The following is a 19,156-nucleotide window of genomic DNA, read 5'->3' on the forward strand; positions in this document are numbered from 1 at the left end:
TAAAGACTTTGGACTATCTTTATTATCTTAGCCTAAATTTTTTTGATATGTTCCCAACCGTTTCCCACTTTCTTAACTATCTTTTTGGTATAGATCTACCCTTACCTTTTAATACATTTGGTGTATTTGTTGCGTTTGCGTTTGTAGCCGGTTACTGGGCATTCTCTGAAGAAGCAAAAAGAAAGGAAGCATTGGGGATTATAAAGCCTTCGATTAGAAAAATTACCATTGGAGAGCCAGCAAGTATCACCAGCCTGTTAACAAATGCATTTTTCGGGTTTTTGGTAGGTTATAAGTTAGTTTATGCACTGTTAAATTATAAACTTTTTGTAAGTGATTCCCAACTCGTATTGTTATCTGGTAAAGGGAATATTTTTGGCGGATTGGCCTTGGCTGCATTATTTGCCTATTGGGAATATAAAGAAAAGGATAAAGCAAAATTACCTAAACCAAAAACAGTCGATGTTATCGTTCGTCCACACGAATTAATGAGCAGCCTTGTGGTTTGGGCAGCCGTTTGGGGTTTTTTAGGAGCAAAAATATTCGACAATCTGGAGAACTGGGATAGCTTTATTCAAGATCCTATTGGGGGTTTACTTTCGTTTAGTGGGTTAACATTTTATGGAGGTTTAATATTTGGTGCTGCAGCGGTACTTTATATTGCACGTAAACACGGAATCAAACCTTTGCACATGCTCGATATTGGCGGTCCCGGAATGATGTTGGCGTATAGCGTAGGCCGTATCGGATGTCATTTATCAGGAGATGGCGATTGGGGAATTCCTAATTTAAACCCAAAACCCTTTACATGGCTTCCAGATTGGCTTTGGGCTTATACCTATCCAAATAATGTCGCAAATGAAGGTGTGCCTATTGCAAATTGCGTAGGGAAATTCTGTAACGAATTGCCTCAGCCCGTATATCCAACAGCATTGTATGAAGTGATTGCTGCCTTTTTAATCTTTTTGGTGCTTTGGAACATTCGTCACCGTATTAAATTGCCTGGAATGATGTTTGGTATTTATTTAATGTTTAATGGTGTAGAACGCTTCTGTATAGAGCTAATCCGGGTAAACTCGAAATACCATGTGGCTGGAATTCCATTTACACAGGCTGAATTAATTTCTTCAATATTATTTATCTGTGGGTTGTTATTGGTTACTTACTCCATCAAAAACAAAGAGAAAAACGCTAATTATTAACTAGGGATTACAGGATTTTAAGATGAATTATGAATTGCTTTGTTCGAAGGTGATTTCAATTGCTCGCTTAACGGGAAATTTTATCCGCAAAGAAGCGATGGCATTTGATGCAAAAGCGATTGAGTATAAAGGCTTAAACGACATGGTTTCGTATGTTGATAAACAGGCTGAAAAACAATTGGTTAGAAATTTAACTAAAATTTTGCCAGAAGCTGGATTTATTACCGAAGAAGATACCGTTAATACTGTTGGTAAAAACTATACCTGGATCATCGACCCTTTAGATGGAACCACTAATTTCGTTCACGGAATACCTACTTATTCGATTAGTATTGCGCTTTACGAAGAAAATAAACCCGTAATTGGTGTGGTATATGAAATTAATCGTGGCGAAATGTTTTCTACCTATAAAGGAGGGGTAGCTTATCTTAACCTAAAGGAGATTCGTGTTTCATCAAATCGCAATTTATCGCAAAGTCTATTAGCTACTGGGTTTCCATACTACCAATTTGAAAAGCAACCACAATACATTCAATTGTTTACCGAAATGATGCAGAAATGCCACGGCTTAAGGAGAATTGGTTCTGCAGCGGTAGATTTGGCCTATGTAGCATGTGGTCGATTTGAAGCTTATTTCGAGTATAATCTCAATGCTTATGATGTGGCGGCTGGCGCCTTTCTCGTGCAACAAGCAGGGGGTAAAATTTTAAATTTTTCTGGCGGTGATGAGTTTTTAGAAACTAGAGAGATACTAGCCACGAATGGGTTGGTTACTGATGAGATTTTAGCTACAATTAAGAAGTATTTTTAGGCAAGCGTTTGCCCCGGGCGAAAGTGGCCTACTTTATGAGAAAAATACGCGGCAAGCAGAAGTTGCCTTGCTGGAAAGAAAATTAAAGTATTGCGTTTGGCGATAAGCGATAGCGATGATTTAAACTTTCCTTTAAACAAAAAAAGCCGTAACTAATGCCACGACTTTATATTTCTTTTGAATGGTGCTGCCAATTCACAAATTAGCTAATTGACAAATTCACTACTTACAATGCTTCCGAAACTACTTCCTTAACTTCAGGTACCATTCTTTGCAATAAATTTTGAATACCAGATTTTAAGGTGATGGTGCTCGAAGGACAGCCACTACAACTTCCTCTAAGTTCAACGGTTACCACACCCTCATCAAATGATTTATATGAAATTGCACCGCCATCTTGCTCTACAGCTGGGCGTACATAATCATGTAAGATTTGTTGAATTTTTATTTCAAGATCACTACCCTCAAAAGCAGGAGCTTCTTCATTACTATTATCTTTTATCTTTAGTTCTGATTCTACTGCCCCTTTTACAAATTCTTTTAAAATAGCCTCAATATCTCCCCATTCTGCATCTTCCGTTTTAGTAATGGTTACAAAATTACTGGCAAAGAAAACACCACTCACAAAATTAAACTTGAACAATTCTTTTGCAAAAGGAGAATGCTCGGCACTTTCTTTAGTTGCAAAATCTTCGCTACCATTAATTAAAAGCTTATTAACCATAAACTTCATGGTGGCAGGATTTGGCGTTTGCTCGGTATATACGTTTATTGTCATGTCTGTAATATTATGCTACAAAAATAATTAATTCTAATTCTAAATAGTAGCTAATGTTGTCTATTTTAGGTCATTTTGATAATATGCCGAAACATTTATAAAAAACCAATTAAAAGACCCCTGTATAATTAAACGGCGTAATCTGCTTCAATTCCGCTTTAATGGTATCGTTCACATCCAGTTCATCAATAAAAGCCGCCATGGTTAACGCTGTTATTTTTGTGTTTGTGCGGGTTAAAGCCTTCAACGCTTCGTATGGGTTTGGATAAGCCTCTCTTCTAAGCACTGTTTGTATTGCCTCTGCAACTACCGCCCAATTATTTTCTAAATCAGCCTCGATAGCTTCCTTATTTAATATAATTTTATTTAAACCCTTTAAGGTAGAGCTAATTGCAATTAGGGTATGAGCCATGGGTACACCAATATTTCGAAGAACAGTAGAGTCGGTTAAATCTCTTTGCAAACGGGAAATGGGTAGTTTGGCTGCGAAAAATTCGAATAAAGCATTTGCTAAACCAGCATTTCCTTCGGCGTTTTCAAAATCGATCGGGTTTACTTTGTGCGGCATAGCCGATGATCCTACTTCTCCGGCTTTAATTTTTTGTTTAAAATAATTTTTTGAAATATAAGCCCAAATGTCGCGGTCTAAATCGATGATAATGTTATTAATTCGTTTTAAAGCATCGCATTGTGCTGCAAATTGATCGTAATGTTCAATTTGAGTAGTGTGTTGTGCTCTTTTTAAGCCTAAGGTATCATTTACAAAATGATTAGAAAAAGCTACCCAGTCTGTTGCGGGATACGCAATATGGTGGGCATTAAAATTTCCAGTTGCCCCACCAAACTTGGCACTATTGGGTATATTTTTAAGATTTTCTAATTGAATGTTCAAGCGCTCGGCAAATACTAAAAATTCTTTACCAAGTTTAGTAGGCGAGGCGGGTTGTCCATGGGTATGAGCCAAAAGCGGGACATTTTCCCATTCTTTCGCTAAATCTTTAATTTTTTCAATGAGTTCGCCTATAACGGGATAATATACTTCTTCCAAGCCTAGTTTAAAGGTGTAAGGGATTGCTGTATTGTTTATATCCTGAGAAGTTAATCCAAAATGAATAAATTCTTTATAAGGCTGAAGATTTAACTCATCGAATTTAGATTTAATAAAATATTCAACCGCTTTTACATCGTGATTGGTTATGCCTTCGGTGTCTTTAACTTGTTGCGCATCTTCATCAGTAAAGGATTGATAAATGGATTTTAAATTCGGATATAGTTTGGTATCAAAATCAGCCAAACCTGGGACTTTAGCTTCGCAAAGTGCAATGAAATACTCTATTTCTATAAAAATTCGGTATTTGATTAAAGCAGATTCAGAAAAATAATCGGCAAGTTTAGCAGTTGTTTTTCTGTAGCGACCATCAACTGGAGATATGGCCTGAAGCGGAGATAAATTCATTTTGAACCTGAAATTTGATATTTCCGCAAAGTTAAGTATAATATACTTAATTCCATTTCCATAAATCGACTTATCGAACGAATGTAACGTGTACCACTACTAAATTCGTTAGTTGCTCCTAATTCGAAACGACGATTTCCTTAGAATCAAAAAACCCCGATGTATATCGGGGTTTTTTGTAAGTTTTGCTTTTGACTAGTTTTTTACAGTAGTATCTTTAGCCATAGTATCAACAGCTACAGTAGTATCAGTACCGTTAGTATCAACAGCCATAGTTGTGTCAGCTCCAGTAGTATCAGTACCCTCTGCTTTTTTCTCTGAGTTACAAGCTGCTACTGATAAAGATAATGCTAAAGCTAAAAAGCCAAATTTAAATAAGTTTTTCATTCTAATTTTCTGTTTAAATAATTAATTAATTTTACTTGTTAATACTGCAAAGTTAAAAAGGTAACCCGTAAATGTGAAAAAAAGTTAATATTATTTTTTTATAGCCCATGAAGATAAGATTATGGCGCTTTTCGATTCATAACCATCAAAAGTTTACCTGTACAATTTAATTAATTAAACTCATGAAAGCTTCATTACCATTAAAATCAGTTATTTACCAATGAAAATTTGTTGTATTTTGCAGAAAAATTCACAAAAAATAACAATCGGTAAGTTTTTGATAACGTTAATCCGCTTATAATTAGCATATAAGGCTAGTTTGTAAATAAATGTCCTTTATATTAAAATAAAATATTTTTTTAATTTATTGGGTTACCATTCACGTATAAATGTATTAATTGGTGAGTATTAAGTTAAGCAGTTCAATTCCAACAGATAGAGAGGTAGTATTAGGTATACTTAATAATTCAGAAGAAGCCCTTAATAAGTTGTATTTAGGTTACTTCCCTATGGTGTTGCAATTTATTTTGAATAATAGCGGCGATGAAGCTGATGCGAAAGATGTTTATCAAGAAGCTATTATCGTATTATATGATAAAATTAAGAGTGGTAATTTCGAATTAAGTAGTAAGCTTAAAACCTATTTATACTCGGTAAGTAGACGAATTTGGTTAAAGAAACTAGCACAACAAAGTAAAAAGACAAATAATATATCGGATTTTGAAGATGTATTAGTGGTAGAGGATGATTTTGAGCGCCATGAGGAAATAGATCAACAGTTTGATCAGATGTCAAAAGCCCTGAATCATTTAGGCGAACCTTGTAAAACGATAATACAGGATTTTTATCTCCGTAATTTATCGATGCAAGAAATTTGTGAGAAGTTCGGCTATACGAATACGGATAATGCAAAAACACAAAAGTATAAGTGTTTACAACGGTTAAAGAAGTTATTTTTTCAATTATAAAATGAACAACGAGATACAGTTAGAAGCGATTATTGAAGATTACTTAAATGGTAAGCTTAGTCCAGCCGAACATAATGCGTTTGAGCAATTAAGAAGTAACGACCCAAATGTTGATCATAAAGTTGTTGCGCACAAGGTGTTTTTAGAATCCATGCAGCAATATGCTGATGTACTGGCATTAAAAGAGCAAATGGATTATGCCCATAATCAGATGGATATCGCTGCTATGAGTGCTAAAGTTAAACCCCATGCTTCAAAAATAGTTAGAATTTGGCGTAACAATAAGTCTGCGATTTCTATTGCCGCTTCATTTTTAATCTTAGCCAGCGCTGTATTATTGTCTACTTACAGTCAGACCAAGCAAGAAGTAAACTTACAATTACTCGATAGAAAAGTATCTCAACTTAATCGATCACAGAATAATATTATTAGAGTAATAAGCAATGATGCGCACAGGTCAAACCGCGCTCCTGCTAAATTTGGCGGCACTGGTTTTGCGATTTCAAGCAACGGCTATATTTTAACAAATTATCATGTGATAAAAGATGCCGATTCTTTATATATTCAAAATAGTAAAGGGATGTCTTTTAAAGTTAGAAAAGTTTACGAAGATTCAGGTAACGATATCGCAATCTTAAAAGTCACTGATCTATCTTTCGAAAACCTTGGTGCAGTGCCGTATAGCATAAAGGAAAAGGGCGCTGTCATTGGCGAATCTGTTTATACATTGGGTTATCCGAAAGATGATTTTGTACTTGGTGATGGCTATGTAAGTTCTAAAACAGGGATAAATGGGGATACCTTAACCTATCAGGTTGATATACGGGTAAATCCAGGAAATAGTGGTGGCCCATTGCTCGATAATAATGGAAATATTGTGGGTGTAATAAATGGCAAGGAAGATAAAGCAGATGGAGCAGCCTTTGCTGTTAAGTCTAGATATATTACGGAAGCCCTAAATGCAATCCCACAAGATTCATTAACTAAAAGAGTAGCCTTGGGAAAAAGAAGCATTTTGCAAGGTTTGAAGAGGCAAAAACAAGTCGAAAAAATTCAAGACTATGTTTTTATGATAAAAGTATATAATTAACGCTAGATAAATAAAAATAGAACCCGTTGCCTATCGCTTCGGTTTTTTTAGTTTTAATCGCAGTTGTACCAATCTTTTATTCTTAGCTAGTCGAAGGGAAATACTCACATCCGTGGCTATTTTTGTTAACTTTATTTCTCATTAACTAATTATGGAATTCGGACGCGTTGAACCTTCAGAAATAAAAGAAATAGACTTTAGCCTGCCAAAGGATGGTCATCAAACTGCAATTACCTTTAAATCCTTAAAAGCGACACAAAAGCGGGAGTTTTATGTGGGCTGTGCCAAATGGGGTAGGAAAGAGTGGGTTGGACTTATTTATCCTCCCAAAACAAAAGAGAAAGATTTTTTAGGCGCTTACGTAAAGCACTTTAATTCAATCGAGCTCAATGCCGTTTTTTATAATATCCCTAAAGAAGAACAAATTCTGAAGTGGAAGGAAATGACCGAAGCGAACACGAGCAAAAATTTCATCTTCTGCCCAAAATTCTCTAGAAGCATTACTCACATCAAACGCTTAAATAATGCAGATGTAGAAACCGACCTATATTTAAAAGCAATGTCTGCATTTGGTAAACATCTAGGGCCATGTTTTTTGCAGGTGAGTGATAATTTTGGACCAAAAAATCTTGCTGTTCTTGAAGCCTATTTACAGAAATTACCGAAAGACCTTAAGGTGTTTGTAGAAGTACGCCACCAAGACTGGTTTAAAGATCCTATCGCAAAGAAAGAATTATTTGAAATGTTAGCAAAGGTAGGAAAAGGCGCGGCCATCACCGATGCGAGCGGAAGAAGAGACTGTTTGCACATGGAACTACCTACCCCAGAAGCGTTTATCCGGTTTGTTGGCAATGGAGGTAAATTTTTAGATTCTGATAAAGCTAGAGTAGACGAATGGGTAATTCGAATTAAACAATGGCTAAATCAAGGACTTCAAAAGGTATATTTCTTTTTGCATCAGCATGATGAAGCAGATACCCCTCTAATTGCAGATTATACCATCGAACAATTTAATGCCCATTTTAACAGTAATTTGTCACGAATAGAATTTATTATACCAAATAAACTACCTTTTTAATAGACTTTTTGTATCTTCAACTCAAATTTATTTTATCAATCTAAAATTAATTCATTATGAGTATAAGAATTGGAGATACAGCACCGAATTTTAAAGCCGAAACATCAATTGGCAATATAGATTTTTACGATTATCTGGGCGATAGTTGGGGAGTATTGTTTTCCCATCCGGCAGATTATACGCCTGTTTGCACAACCGAATTAGGTAGAACAGCATCCCTAATGCCCGAATTTGAGAAGAGAAATGTGAAAGTTTTAGCATTAAGCGTCGATTCTGCAGAGTCGCATAAAGGCTGGATAAACGATATCAATGAAACACAGCATACACTTGTAGAGTTTCCGATTATCGCTGATCAAGATAAAAAAATTGCGGATGCGTACGATATGATTCATCCCAATGCTTCTGAAACGATGACCGTTCGCTCTTTGTTCGTTATCTCTCCAGATAAGAAGGTGAAGTTAATGATTACCTATCCTGCCTCAACAGGTCGTAATTTTGTAGAGGTGTTAAGGGTAATCGATTCCTTACAATTAACAGCAAAATATAGTGTAGCTACCCCCGCAGATTGGAAGGATGGCGAGGATGTTATTGTAATGAATAGCATTAAAACTGAAGATATTCCAGAAAAATTTCCAAAAGGACATACGGTAATTAAGCCTTATTTGAGAACAACTCCGCAACCTAATAAGTAGTCTAACTAAAATTCTTCATAAACAGCGTATCGTAGTTTTTAAGTTTCGCTTTTATAGTTTTATTTAATTTTTGTTGCTGATAATTCGAAGTAGAACGATCAAGTTGCTGAAGTACAAAAAATCCTACCTGTATATCATTCATTAATGTTCGTTGCTGATCAGGATGAAGCGATAAGATATAATCAAATTCTTTTTCAATGTAAGAGGAAGTTGCGGTGGTGAGCTGGTTGGCCCGGTTAAGCTGTCCTAATCCATAGAGATTTTGAATCAAGCCCACTTTATTAAGTGTGTCTGAAATGGAGGAGTTTTGAAGCAGAAGTTTTGAATAGGTTTTCTCAATAACATTTTGAGCCATTTTAATCTTGTTTTCCAGAATTAAATTTCTAGCTAGGGTGTTTGAAAAGCCTAGTGTTCCTTGCAGTACACGTCTGCTCTCTGGATCTAGATAGGCTGCAGCTTTAAATCCACCTAATTCAAATTTATCTACAAAGTGTTGGTAGGCTAACTCCGTATTCGTTTGTTCTGTTTTCGTAAAATTCTCAGCTGTCGACGGTTTTAAAGGTAGTAATCGATAGGCAAAGCCTTCTAAATACAAATATTTATCCAAGCCCAAATAGGTATCTTCAGAAACTGAAGCAGCAAAATAAATTGGCCGTTTCCAATTATTGTGCACTAAGATATCGAACATCGCTAGATCCGACTTTAACACGTGATTTTTCTTGAAGTTCCACTCTAGTTTCGTAGCAATTTTATCCTCATCAACTGCTGAAACGGTTTTTGTAGCGATGATATGTTTCGGATTAATGGTCATTTTGAATTTTTGAGTTGGTAAAAAGTTTTCCAAGCTACCATCTCTCATTTCAATTTTATCGTCTTTATTATCTGATGTAAGTATAGAAAGTAGTTCGTTTAATTCCACACTATCTTTAATTCCATAATCGTAATACATAAGATAATCGCGTGTGCCATCTTTGTATTGCTCATTTTCCATTTTTATTGGTAAAGCGTCAGATTTATACTGACTCCGTTTCATTTGATTGATATAGGCTTCTGACGATAAAAATTGTAAATTTACTACGCGTACATCCGTTCTAATGCCTTCCACTTCTTGTGCATACCATAGGGGATAGGTATCGTTATCGGCATTGGTAAATAAAATGGCGTTTTTTTCACAGCTATTAAGGTAATTTTTAGCCATTTCTATCGCGGTTGTTTTACCACTTCGATTATGATCGTCCCAGCCATTAAGGGCCATTAGCGTTGGGGCCATAACGCATATCAACGTAGCTACAAGCAAAGTTAACTTTTGATTGTAATATTTTGCCATAAGTTCCTTTATGGCAAGTACGCTTAAACCAATCACAATGGCAAAAGCATAAAAGGAACCCACATAAGCATAATCGCGTTCTCGTACTTGCAATGGGTCTTGATTGATGTATAAAATGATGGCAATTCCCGTACAAAAGAATAAGGCAATAACTACCAATGCATCTTTTCTATTTTTTCGCCATAAGTATACTAAACCAATTATTCCGAAAATAAAAGGCAATCCATAAAAAAGATTATAGCCATTATTTAAAGTTATGCTTGGCGGCAATTTACTTTGGTTACCTAAATGGATGGCATCTACTGGTTTTATGCCCGACAACCAATTGCCTTCGGTTAAGCCTCCCTGACCTTGGAGATCGTTTTGTCTGCCAATAAAATTCCAGGAAAAATAACGCCAATACATAAATCCTAGCTGATAGCTTGTAAAGAAATTGAAATTCTGCCAAAATGATGGTGTTTCTCCATCAGAAAGATTCATCCAACTCTGATAAAATTTAATGTGGTCTGGCTTATCGCTAAAGGTGCGGGGAAACAAGGTGTTTTTATCATATACACGCTCGTAGTTTTTACCATTTATTTCATATTTATTTAAACCTCTTCTATAGGTCTCACCATTTTCTTTGATAGCTATAGGTTCAGAATTGAAAAATTGTCCGTAAACAAGTGGTTTATCGCCATATTGCGTGCGTGCTAAATAAGAAAATAAAGAAAGTGGAGTATCGGGGTTAGAAAGATTAATATTTGTCTTTGCATTGGCTCTGATAATGATCATAAAATACGAGCTGTAACCAAAAAGCACAAAGCTTAGGCAAATTAAAGCTAAATTTAATTGGTATTTACTTTTCTTAATGCTGTAAATAATTCCATAAGCGATAGCAGCTGAGCTTAGTGCAAGAAAGACCAATGCGCCAGAACCAAATCCCATGCCGAGTGTATTCACAAAAAGTAAGTCGAGTTTAGCAGCAAATAGTACAAAGTATTGAATAATGCCAAATTGAACGAAGCCAAGTAAAGCACAACCAATTAAAAAAGCTTTGCTAGTTCCCCAAAAGGTCGCATTTTCTGTCTTCCTAAAATAATAAATTAATGCAATGGCAGGAATGGCTAAAAGACTAAGCAGGTGAATACTGATTGAAAGCCCAATCATAAATGCAATAAATACTAACCACTTATCGTTCATTTTAGCTTCCCATTTTAAAATTGCCCAAAAAACAATGGCCGTACATAGTGTTGATATGGCATATACTTCTGCTTCCACGGCCGAAAACCAAAACGTATCTGAAAAGGTATACGCTAAAGCCCCAATTGTTCCTGCAGAAATAATGCTCCAGGTGTTTATGGTACTTAACTCTTCTTTCGACTTCCTTACAATTTTCAAGGCCATCGCATTGATGGTCCAAAAGAGGAACATTATGGTAGCTGCACTTGTAATTACCGATAAAAAGTTAACCCAGTAAGCAACTTTCTCGGGGTTACCTACAGCTAATAAAGAAAATAAGTTTCCAAGCATTAAAAAGAATGGCGCGCCGGGTTGGTGACCAACCTCTAGTTTAAATGAAGCGGCAATAAATTCGCCACAATCCCAAAAACTTAGGGTAGGCTCCATACAAAGCCAATAAACGAGTGTTGCAAATGCAAAAATTGCAAAGCCGATTCTTTTGTTAAGTAAGTCGAAATGGTTCATCTGATTAGTTTAGGTTCTAATCAAAAGTACCTTTTTGATGAAACGTGAGTTGTTAAAAGACGTTAAAGAATGTTAAAATGGTTGTTTAGTTGTTTGGGTTGTTGGTAGGAAACCTAACCAAGCGACTTCATTAATAGTATTGAACAATTTTTGCTTTTATCGCTAAATATCCATTGCTATTTTGTGTAAAAATGATAAAATCGTCGTTATTTGATACTATTTTGTGTTTTTTCACTAGATTTTCGGCCTTTTCAGGATAGTTTCTAACCACTACATTGCCGATTAAATTTTTCTCCTTTTTTAACTCATTTAGTGTTAGGATGGATTTGATTTCAAAAATTCGCCCTAAAAAATCAGCGTTTATCGTATCGCTAAAATATAAATGACTGTGTTGATGTAATTTTTGAAGACCAAATGCTTTGCCGATAAAATTAAAAGCGCCGCTTTTTAAGAGTGCCACATCGGGTTCATATAAGTAACCTGTAGGTTCGGTATTTCCAATTTCAATCGGTGTTTGCAAATCATTTAACTTAAAAGAAAATATTTTTAAAGTATCATTAAGCGTAGCACAAACAATTTTTGTTTCGGCTATATAATTTTTATCAATTACCCAAAGTAATTCTTTACACTCGTTTTTCACACTTACAATATGAATTTCACTCACATTTTGTAATTCTGCAATTCCGGCACTAATATCCAATAGTGGGGCTGTTTTGATGATTACACGTTGTGCCTTTTCAAGGAAAAACTTTAAGTATGAGGTTACATCGGGTGTACAGTCTTTAAGTTTAAAAACTTTAGCACTTCCACTTCGACGAGCGGGGTCTATATATAGGGTATCACAGCTTAAAGTAATGGCCTCCAAAATCTCTATTCCATTTCCAGCTAAGCATACTATATTCTGAGCACCTAGAACTTTTGCATTGTTTTCCGAAATGGCACATAACTCCTCATTTATTTCACAACTTAACACCTCTTTTGCCTTTTTAGCGAAAAAGAAACTATCTACGCCAAAGCCTGCTGTTAAATCGATCAGTCTATCACCAATTAGTAAATTAGCTTTATAGGCTGCAGTTTGTTCAGACGAGCATTGCTCTATAGAAAGGAGTGGAGGATAATAAATATTATCTTGATGATACCAAGTTGGCAATTTGTGAATCGATTTCTTTTTCGCAGCAATTTGCCCAGCTAATTCAACCGAACTTACCCCTTCAACTACAGGTTTCGCTAAAGCAATTCTGTTTACATCATCGTTGATATGAGTTTTGATGTAATGCTGTACTTCTGGGAGTAGGATTTTTTGGTTCATAGCATTTAATGTTGTAAGGTTGAAATGTTTTAATGTTCAGGGAATATAAGTACCATATCGTAAGCACCCAAAACCTTCCAACTTTCGAACTTTTCAACCACCTAAAAGTCTATCTTTCATCACAATCTGACAAGTATGCCTGCTTTTAACCTCTAGCAATACCTCCTTATTCAACGTAACGCGATCAATAGTGTTTTGATTATAATAGCGTATGGTTACCAACTCAAGCCCTTTATTGTATTTAACTTTAAAGGTTTCTGATAAATCTTTAATTAAAATATCAATTTTATCAGAATCATCAACACTTACAGAAAAACTAATGGCCGAGTTAAGCATTGTATTTACTTTTACTTTGTTTTTGTGAAATACACTAAATATAGCGCTTAAACTTTCCTCGATAATAAAAGAATAATCTTTTGGAAATATAGAAATTAACACCTGATTAACTTTAAAAATGAAAGAGGGTACGGGTAGTGGAATATTTAAGTTGCTAATTTTAGTTCCTTCGGCTTCAGGAACTAAAAATGAACGCACATAAAGTGGAATTTCTTTGTTTTGAAGAGGTTTAATTGTTTTTGGATGAATAACAGTAGCCCCATAATATGTTAATTCGATGGCATCGTGATACGACAATTGGTCTATTTTCTCCGTTTCATCGAACCATTTTGGATCGGCATTTAAAACTCCAGGAACATCTTTCCAAATGGTTAACGATTCGGCATTTAAGCACGAGCTAAAAATAGCAGCGGAATAATCAGACCCCTCTCTGCCTAAGGTACTTGTGAAATTTTCACTCGTGCCCCCCACAAATCCTTGTGTAACCACAATCCCTTTATCTAAAAATGTTGGTAAATGTTTTTGGATTTCGTATGCTGTTTTTTCCCAATTTACATTTGCATCTTTATAATTATTATCGGTTTGAATGTAGTTTCTAGCATCAGTCCAAATCGTAAAAACACCTACCTGATTTAAATAAGCCGCAACAATTTTTGTAGATACCATTTCTCCAATAGAAACAATCTGGTCGTATAAATAATCGGCAGGATCGCTGGCCTCGTCTTCTAATTGCCATTCAATTTCTACAAAAGTATTAGCAACATCATTAAAAACTGGATTTTTGTGATCTTCAAAGAGGCTATCCATTATCGAAAAGTGATAAGCTTTAATTTCTTCGAAGATCTGATGACAACTGTTATCACCATTAATGTATGCTTTGCTAAGCGCTTCTAGCTTGTTGGTTACCTTGCCCATTGCCGAGATCACAATTAAAAGTTGATGTGCTGCATGGCTTTTAACAATTTTAGCTAGATTTTTAACACCTTCAGCATCTTTTACAGAAGCCCCTCCAAATTTAAATACCTGCATGCCGCCCTTCAATCAATTTATGTGTTTGCTCTTTTGAAAATGAGGCGTTTAACCAGCCTTCTTCGATATGTGCTTTGTATTTGTTGTAAAAATGAATAGCAGGCTCGTTCCAATCTAACACTTGCCATACCATGCCATTATAATCGTTTTCTTTAGCTTCTCGAATTACATTTTCGAAAAGTAATTTACCTGCACCTTTACCTCTATACGTTTCAGTTACTAAAAAATCTTCTAGGTATAAACGGCGACCTTTCCATGTCGAATATCGGGTATAGAATAACGCAAAGCCAATAATGCCAACCGCAGGATCTTCGGCTACAAACGCCTTCCAAACGGGCGTTGTACCAAAGCCAGCATCTATAAATTCGGCTAAGGTAACTGTTACCTCTTCTGGCGCCTTCTCGTAAAATGCCAATTCATTAATTAATTCGAGAATACGTTCGCAATCGGTTTCTATCGCAGTTCTTATGGTGATGTTCATCTGTTCATTAGTCATGAGTTCATTTTGCTTTTTTATTCCGTTTTCCAGTGCTTTATCACCCTCTTTCCAAATATACTACTTCCAATTCTTACCATTGTACTACCCTCGGCTATAGCTGTTTTATAATCGGCCGACATCCCCATTGATATTTCTTTAAAGTAGTCGTCATTTCTAAAGAAACTCAATTTTATGCCATCGAATAACACTTTTAGCTCATTAAATTCTACTTGAGTTTGTTTTTCAGAAGCGGTATTGGTAGCGATGCCCATCAAACCTAAAATTCTAATATTTTTACAGGCTGCAAATTCTTCGCTCCTTAATAATTCTATCAATTCATCATAGCCCAAGCCAAATTTTGTGTCTTCATCTGCAATATAAATTTGCAACAAACAATCAATAATCCGATTGTTTTTCGCTGCTTGTTTGTCTATTTCTTTCAGTAATTTTAAACTATCTACCGATTCAATAAGCGTTATAAAAGGAGCAATATATTTTACCTTATTCGTTTGTAAATGCCCAATTAAGTGCCACTCAATGTCTTTTGGTAATTGATTAGCTTTCTCTACCATTTCTTGGACCAAATTTTCCCCAAATACACGTTGTCCGGCGCTATAAGCTTCTAATACCGCTTCGGTAGGATTGTTTTTTGAAACTGCAACAAGTTTAACTTTTGCTTCATCTAATTCACTTTTATATTTCAATAAGTTATCTGCTATGCTCATTTATCAGTATTTTTGGTAAAAATAACAAAATGAACAGAATTTTCGCCTTATTCATCATTTGTATGACGCTTTATGCCTGTAAACCTGGCATCCCAAAAGATATTATACAGCCCGATAAAATGGAAAAAGTTTTATTCGATATTCATACTGTTGATGGGTATATTGGAGCATTACAAAAGCCAGATACCGCTAAAATTGTGGCGTCGAGCTATTACGCTGGTGTATATAAAAAATTCGATATCGACTCAGCAACTTTTGAAAAAAGCAAAAACTACTATTATACAAGGCCCGATCTTTTAGATAAAATGTATAAAAATTTGATGAAGCAATTCGAGCAAGAGCGAAAAAACAACGATAAACGGTTAAACGAAGAAGCATTAGCACAGCAAAGAAAAGAAATGGCAAAAAATATCCAAGTGTTGGCTGTACCCGATTCGCCTGCAGTAACTCCTACATTTACCATGGGACAAAATCCTTTTACCTTATTCCCGCCTCTCCTTCAATAGCTTTATGTTATATCCCGAAAATTGCCAAGAACGTTTAGGCTTTAATGAAATAAAACAGCTCGTGCATCATCATTGTTTAAGTACAATGGGACAGGCTTTGGTTCTAAAAATGCAGGTGATGACCAAGCATGATCAGATTACTAAATTTTTGCGCCAAACCTATGAGTTTAAAAGTATTCTTGTAAATCAGGAACCCTTGCAAATCAGTACGTTTTTCGATATAAAAACTTTAGTCGAAAAAATTAGAGTCGAAGGTGCATATTTAATGGAAGACGAATTGTTTCAAATTTACGCTTCCCTGCAGACGGTTTTTTCAGTTATCCGCTTCTTTGATGAGAGAAAAGAGATTTATCCAAGTTTGGAGGCACTTTTTGAGCATCTGCAAATCGAAAAAAATATCCTTAAAAAAATAGAAACCGTAATCGATGCAAAAGGTAAAATGAAACCTAACGCATCGCCCCAACTACAAGAAATAACATCAGCCATAGCAATAGGCGAACAGGAAGTAAGGAAGAAAATGGACTCTATCTATAAAATGGCCTTGGGTAAGAACTGGGTAGCCGATGGAAGCCTAACCATTCGCGATGGAAGAATGTGTATTCCCATTTTAGCCGAAAATAAACGCAAGCTAAAGGGTTTTATTCACGATGAATCTGCCAGCGGTCAAACCGTATATTTAGAACCAGAAGAGGTTTTTACACTAAATAATAGGCTTAGAGACCTCGAATTTGATCGTCGGCGAGAAATCATCAAAATTTTAATCGCATTAACCTCAGAATTAAGGCCTTATACCTCACTATTGCTTTCTTATCATGGTTTTTTAACTAAACTGGACTTTGTTAGGGCAAAGGCACTTTTTGCAATCGATATTGATGCGACCATACCTATTGTGATTAAAGAGGCAAAAACGAAACTAATTAATGCCAAGCATCCCTTATTGCTGCTTTCTTTTGCGGCTGAAAAGAAGACGGTTGTGCCTTTAAACCTCCATATTAACGAGCATTTGCGCATCGTGTTAGTATCAGGCCCAAATGCAGGTGGAAAGTCGGTCTGCATGAAAACCGTTGGCCTTTTACAAATGATGTTGCAAGCTGGTTTATTAGTGCCTGTTGATGAAAATAGTGAAATGGGTATTTTTGATCAGATTTTCGCAGATATTGGCGATGACCAATCGATAGAATCAGATTTAAGTACCTACAGTGCACATTTAACAAAGATGCGCTATTTCGTTGCCCATGCCTCACCAAAAACTTTAGTGCTAATTGACGAATTTGGAACAGGTACAGATCCACAGTTTGGCGGACCAATGGCCGAAGCGGTGCTCGAAGTACTAAACACAAAAAAGGTAAGAGGCATAATCACTACCCATTATTCGAACCTTAAACTTTTCGCAGGTAATACCAGCGGACTAGAAAATGCATCTATGCTTTTCGACAATAGTAAAATGAAACCCCTATATATTCTCGATTTAGGTAAACCAGGAAGTTCTTATGCGTTTGAAATTGCACAAAATATTGGTTTACAGCCTGAAGTATTAGCATTGGCACGATTAAAAACGGGCGATAACCAGAATAGCGTAGATAGTTTATTGGTGAATTTAGAACGCGAAAAAAGACAAATGCACGAAGCAAAAATTACCTTAGCAAATCAGCAAAATAAGGTAAAGAATTTGGTGGCAGAAAATGAGAAGTTAAAACTTTATCTCGAAGAAAATAAAAAAACACTCATTAAAGAGGCAAAATTAGAAGCCCAAAATATTGTTCGTGAAGCCAATAAATTGGTAGAGAATACCATCGCCGAAATAAAAGAAAAGCAAGCCGATAAGGTGGTAACTAAAGAACTTCGTCAAAATCTTCAAAAGAGCATCACTAAGAATGAAGTTAAAGAAGAACGTAAGCCAGTGGTTAAACTAGACCATTCAGTTATCGAAGTAGGGGACTGGGTGCAATTGATAAATACCGAAACGAGCGGACAAGTGTTAGAAATTAATCGCGATACTGTTGTTTTAGCACTTGGCGATCTGCGTTCGGTGGTGAAAAGAAATCGTGTGCAAAAAATTAGCAATAAACAAGCTAAAAAGGCAGTTCAGAACAATTCCTTTTCTGGTAGAATGTCTGAAGCCATCAGTACGTTCAGACCTGAACTCGATTTAAGAGGTATGCGTGGCGAAAATGCCATTCATGAAGTAGAGAATTATTTAGATAAAGCAATTATGCTAGGTTTTCCCTCTATAAAATTAATCCATGGTAAAGGTGATGGTATATTAAGGAAATTAATTAGAGAATATCTAAAGAAATACAAAGAAGTTAACCGAGTAGAAGATGAGCATGCCGATCGTGGTGGCGATGGAATTACATATGTGTATTTGAGTTAAACTAAAAATTGTTGAACTTGGCGAGGCTTACAACTGGATTTCGACCGGTACCAGGAAAGAAATAAGCTAAAGCAAAAGGCATAATTCCCGACCACTTAGTGTATTTTTTACATCCAAATTAAACTAAATTTCATTTGGATAGCGTCTAATATCTTTCTAATTTAGCCCGAAAACAAGGGTATATGATTAATAAAGTGGTAGCAGGTGCTGACCAAGCCGTCAAAGATATTGAAGATGGAAGTACGCTGATGTTGGGCGGGTTTGGCCTTTGCGGTATTCCAGAAAACTGCATTACTGCATTGGTTAAAAAGGGCGTTAAAGAATTAACGTGTATTGCAAATAATGCTGGTGTGGATGATTTCGGTATTGGCTTGATGCTTCAAACCAGGCAGGTTAAAAAAATGATCTCATCCTATGTGGGTGAAAATGCCGAATTTGAACGGCAATTGCTAAGCGGGGAATTGGAAGTTGAATTAATCCCACAAGGTACACTAGCCACTAGATGCCTAGCAGCAGGCTATGGCATGCCCGCCATCTTTACACCTGCCGGAGTAGGTACTGAAGTAGCAGAAGGTAAAGAAATCAGGAATTTTAAGGGTAAAGATTATTTGTTGGAATATGCCTTCGAAGCAGATTTTGCTTTGGTAAAGGCATGGAAAGGTGATACTGCTGGTAATTTAATTTTTCGCTCTACGAGTAGAAATTTTAATCCTGTAATGGCAATGGCAGGAAAAATTACCATTGCCGAAGTCGAAGAATTAGTAGAAGCTGGTGAACTTGATCCCGATCAAATTCATACACCTGGCGTGTATGTACACCGCATTTTTCAAGGTAAAGCGTATGAAAAGCGAATTGAGCAGCGAACAGTTAGAAGTAGGTGATTTGAGAATGTGCTGATGAGTCAATTCACAGATTAACACATTT

General features: G+C 35.9%; 17 protein-coding genes. 9 read left to right on the forward strand and 8 right to left on the reverse strand.

Features of this window, described 5'->3' with window-relative positions; all coding sequences use genetic code 11:
- Positions 1-47: 47 nt before the first annotated feature.
- A complete protein-coding gene (locus tag WG904_RS17985; protein ID WP_339580734.1) occupies positions 48-1,202 on the forward strand; it encodes a prolipoprotein diacylglyceryl transferase in 1,155 nt (384 codons plus the stop codon).
- Positions 1,203-1,224: 22 nt separating this feature from the next.
- Positions 1,225-2,013, forward strand: coding sequence for an inositol monophosphatase family protein (locus WG904_RS17990; protein ID WP_339580735.1), 789 nt, complete (start codon positions 1,225-1,227; stop codon positions 2,011-2,013).
- Positions 2,014-2,239: 226 nt separating this feature from the next.
- Here WG904_RS17990 and WG904_RS17995 read toward each other — a convergent pair whose 3' ends face one another.
- From WG904_RS17995 to WG904_RS18005, 3 genes are all read right to left on the reverse strand, one after another.
- On the reverse strand, positions 2,240-2,791 hold the full coding sequence (locus WG904_RS17995; RefSeq protein ID WP_339580736.1) for a NifU family protein: 552 nt from the start codon (positions 2,789-2,791) through the stop codon (positions 2,240-2,242).
- A gap of 109 nt (positions 2,792-2,900) precedes the next feature.
- Positions 2,901-4,247 carry an adenylosuccinate lyase gene (gene purB / locus WG904_RS18000; RefSeq protein WP_339580737.1) on the reverse strand — a complete coding sequence of 449 codons (1,347 nt, stop codon included), beginning with the start codon at positions 4,245-4,247 and terminating at the stop codon, positions 2,901-2,903.
- Between the two features lie 195 nt (positions 4,248-4,442).
- Positions 4,443-4,634, reverse strand: a complete 192-nt coding sequence (locus WG904_RS18005; RefSeq protein ID WP_339580738.1) for a hypothetical protein — start codon at positions 4,632-4,634, stop codon at positions 4,443-4,445.
- A gap of 401 nt (positions 4,635-5,035) precedes the next feature.
- On the opposite strand from WG904_RS18005, the gene WG904_RS18010 reads away from it, so the two are divergent.
- From WG904_RS18010 to WG904_RS18025, 4 genes are all read left to right on the forward strand, one after another.
- Entirely contained in the window at positions 5,036-5,602 is a 567-nt protein-coding gene (locus WG904_RS18010; protein ID WP_339580739.1) for an RNA polymerase sigma factor, read from the forward strand.
- A 1-nt stretch (position 5,603) separates the two neighbouring features.
- Positions 5,604-6,692, forward strand: a complete 1,089-nt coding sequence (locus WG904_RS18015) for a S1 family peptidase (protein WP_339580740.1) — start codon at positions 5,604-5,606, stop codon at positions 6,690-6,692.
- Between the two features lie 151 nt (positions 6,693-6,843).
- On the forward strand, positions 6,844-7,770 hold the full coding sequence (locus WG904_RS18020) for a DUF72 domain-containing protein (protein WP_339580741.1): 927 nt from the start codon (positions 6,844-6,846) through the stop codon (positions 7,768-7,770).
- Positions 7,771-7,826: 56 nt separating this feature from the next.
- A complete protein-coding gene (locus tag WG904_RS18025; protein ID WP_339580742.1) occupies positions 7,827-8,462 on the forward strand; it encodes a peroxiredoxin in 636 nt (211 codons plus the stop codon).
- Position 8,463: 1 nt separating this feature from the next.
- Here the strand turns inward: WG904_RS18025 and WG904_RS18030 are convergent, their stop codons facing one another.
- The 5 genes from WG904_RS18030 to WG904_RS18050 form a co-directional block, all read right to left on the reverse strand.
- The gene (locus WG904_RS18030; protein ID WP_339580743.1) at positions 8,464-11,475 is read right to left on the reverse strand and encodes a glycosyltransferase family 117 protein; all 3,012 of its coding nucleotides are present in this window, start codon (positions 11,473-11,475) and stop codon (positions 8,464-8,466) included.
- Between the two features lie 130 nt (positions 11,476-11,605).
- Positions 11,606-12,784, reverse strand: a complete 1,179-nt coding sequence (locus tag WG904_RS18035; protein WP_339580744.1) for a class I SAM-dependent RNA methyltransferase — start codon at positions 12,782-12,784, stop codon at positions 11,606-11,608.
- A gap of 93 nt (positions 12,785-12,877) precedes the next feature.
- On the reverse strand, positions 12,878-14,149 hold the full coding sequence (locus tag WG904_RS18040) for an aspartate kinase (protein ID WP_339580745.1): 1,272 nt from the start codon (positions 14,147-14,149) through the stop codon (positions 12,878-12,880).
- Entirely contained in the window at positions 14,136-14,630 is a 495-nt protein-coding gene (locus WG904_RS18045) for a GNAT family N-acetyltransferase (protein ID WP_339580949.1), read from the reverse strand. The genes WG904_RS18040 and WG904_RS18045 overlap by 14 nt, the downstream gene beginning before the upstream one ends.
- 32 nt (positions 14,631-14,662) lie before the next feature.
- Positions 14,663-15,352: a YggS family pyridoxal phosphate-dependent enzyme gene (locus WG904_RS18050; RefSeq protein ID WP_339580746.1), complete on the reverse strand. Its 690-nt coding sequence runs from the start codon at positions 15,350-15,352 to the stop codon at positions 14,663-14,665.
- A gap of 29 nt (positions 15,353-15,381) precedes the next feature.
- Between WG904_RS18050 and WG904_RS18055 the strand changes: the two genes are divergently transcribed.
- The 3 genes from WG904_RS18055 to WG904_RS18065 all read left to right on the forward strand — a co-directional run bounded on the left by WG904_RS18055 (position 15,382) and on the right by WG904_RS18065 (position 19,113).
- Entirely contained in the window at positions 15,382-15,858 is a 477-nt protein-coding gene (locus tag WG904_RS18055) for a DUF4296 domain-containing protein (RefSeq protein ID WP_339580747.1), read from the forward strand.
- A 4-nt stretch (positions 15,859-15,862) separates the two neighbouring features.
- Entirely contained in the window at positions 15,863-18,232 is a 2,370-nt protein-coding gene (locus tag WG904_RS18060; protein ID WP_339580748.1) for an endonuclease MutS2, read from the forward strand.
- Between the two features lie 182 nt (positions 18,233-18,414).
- Positions 18,415-19,113 (forward strand): CoA transferase subunit A, encoded by a 699-nt coding sequence (locus WG904_RS18065; RefSeq protein ID WP_339580749.1) that lies wholly within the window; start codon positions 18,415-18,417, stop codon positions 19,111-19,113.
- The last annotated feature ends 43 nt before the right edge of the window (positions 19,114-19,156 follow it).

The organism is Pedobacter anseongensis (assembly GCF_037482965.1).
Taxonomy (GTDB): domain Bacteria; phylum Bacteroidota; class Bacteroidia; order Sphingobacteriales; family Sphingobacteriaceae; genus Pedobacter; species Pedobacter anseongensis.

Coding starts and splice junctions, on each gene's coding strand:
- WG904_RS17990 (WP_339580735.1), top strand. CDS start 1,225: ATGAATTATGAATTGCTTTGTTCGAAGGTGATTTCAATTGCTCGCTTA.
- WG904_RS18005 (WP_339580738.1), bottom strand. CDS start 4,634: ATGAAAAACTTATTTAAATTTGGCTTTTTAGCTTTAGCATTATCTTTA.
- WG904_RS17985 (WP_339580734.1), top strand. CDS start 48: ATGTTCCCAACCGTTTCCCACTTTCTTAACTATCTTTTTGGTATAGAT.
- WG904_RS18045 (WP_339580949.1), bottom strand. CDS start 14,630: ATGAACATCACCATAAGAACTGCGATAGAAACCGATTGCGAACGTATT.
- WG904_RS18065 (WP_339580749.1), top strand. CDS start 18,415: ATGATTAATAAAGTGGTAGCAGGTGCTGACCAAGCCGTCAAAGATATT.
- WG904_RS18035 (WP_339580744.1), bottom strand. CDS start 12,784: ATGAACCAAAAAATCCTACTCCCAGAAGTACAGCATTACATCAAAACT.
- WG904_RS18025 (WP_339580742.1), top strand. CDS start 7,827: ATGAGTATAAGAATTGGAGATACAGCACCGAATTTTAAAGCCGAAACA.
- purB (WP_339580737.1), bottom strand. CDS start 4,247: ATGAATTTATCTCCGCTTCAGGCCATATCTCCAGTTGATGGTCGCTAC.
- WG904_RS18020 (WP_339580741.1), top strand. CDS start 6,844: ATGGAATTCGGACGCGTTGAACCTTCAGAAATAAAAGAAATAGACTTT.
- WG904_RS18015 (WP_339580740.1), top strand. CDS start 5,604: ATGAACAACGAGATACAGTTAGAAGCGATTATTGAAGATTACTTAAAT.
- WG904_RS18050 (WP_339580746.1), bottom strand. CDS start 15,352: ATGAGCATAGCAGATAACTTATTGAAATATAAAAGTGAATTAGATGAA.
- WG904_RS18060 (WP_339580748.1), top strand. CDS start 15,863: ATGTTATATCCCGAAAATTGCCAAGAACGTTTAGGCTTTAATGAAATA.
- WG904_RS17995 (WP_339580736.1), bottom strand. CDS start 2,791: ATGACAATAAACGTATATACCGAGCAAACGCCAAATCCTGCCACCATG.
- WG904_RS18040 (WP_339580745.1), bottom strand. CDS start 14,149: ATGCAGGTATTTAAATTTGGAGGGGCTTCTGTAAAAGATGCTGAAGGT.
- WG904_RS18055 (WP_339580747.1), top strand. CDS start 15,382: ATGAACAGAATTTTCGCCTTATTCATCATTTGTATGACGCTTTATGCC.
- WG904_RS18030 (WP_339580743.1), bottom strand. CDS start 11,475: ATGAACCATTTCGACTTACTTAACAAAAGAATCGGCTTTGCAATTTTT.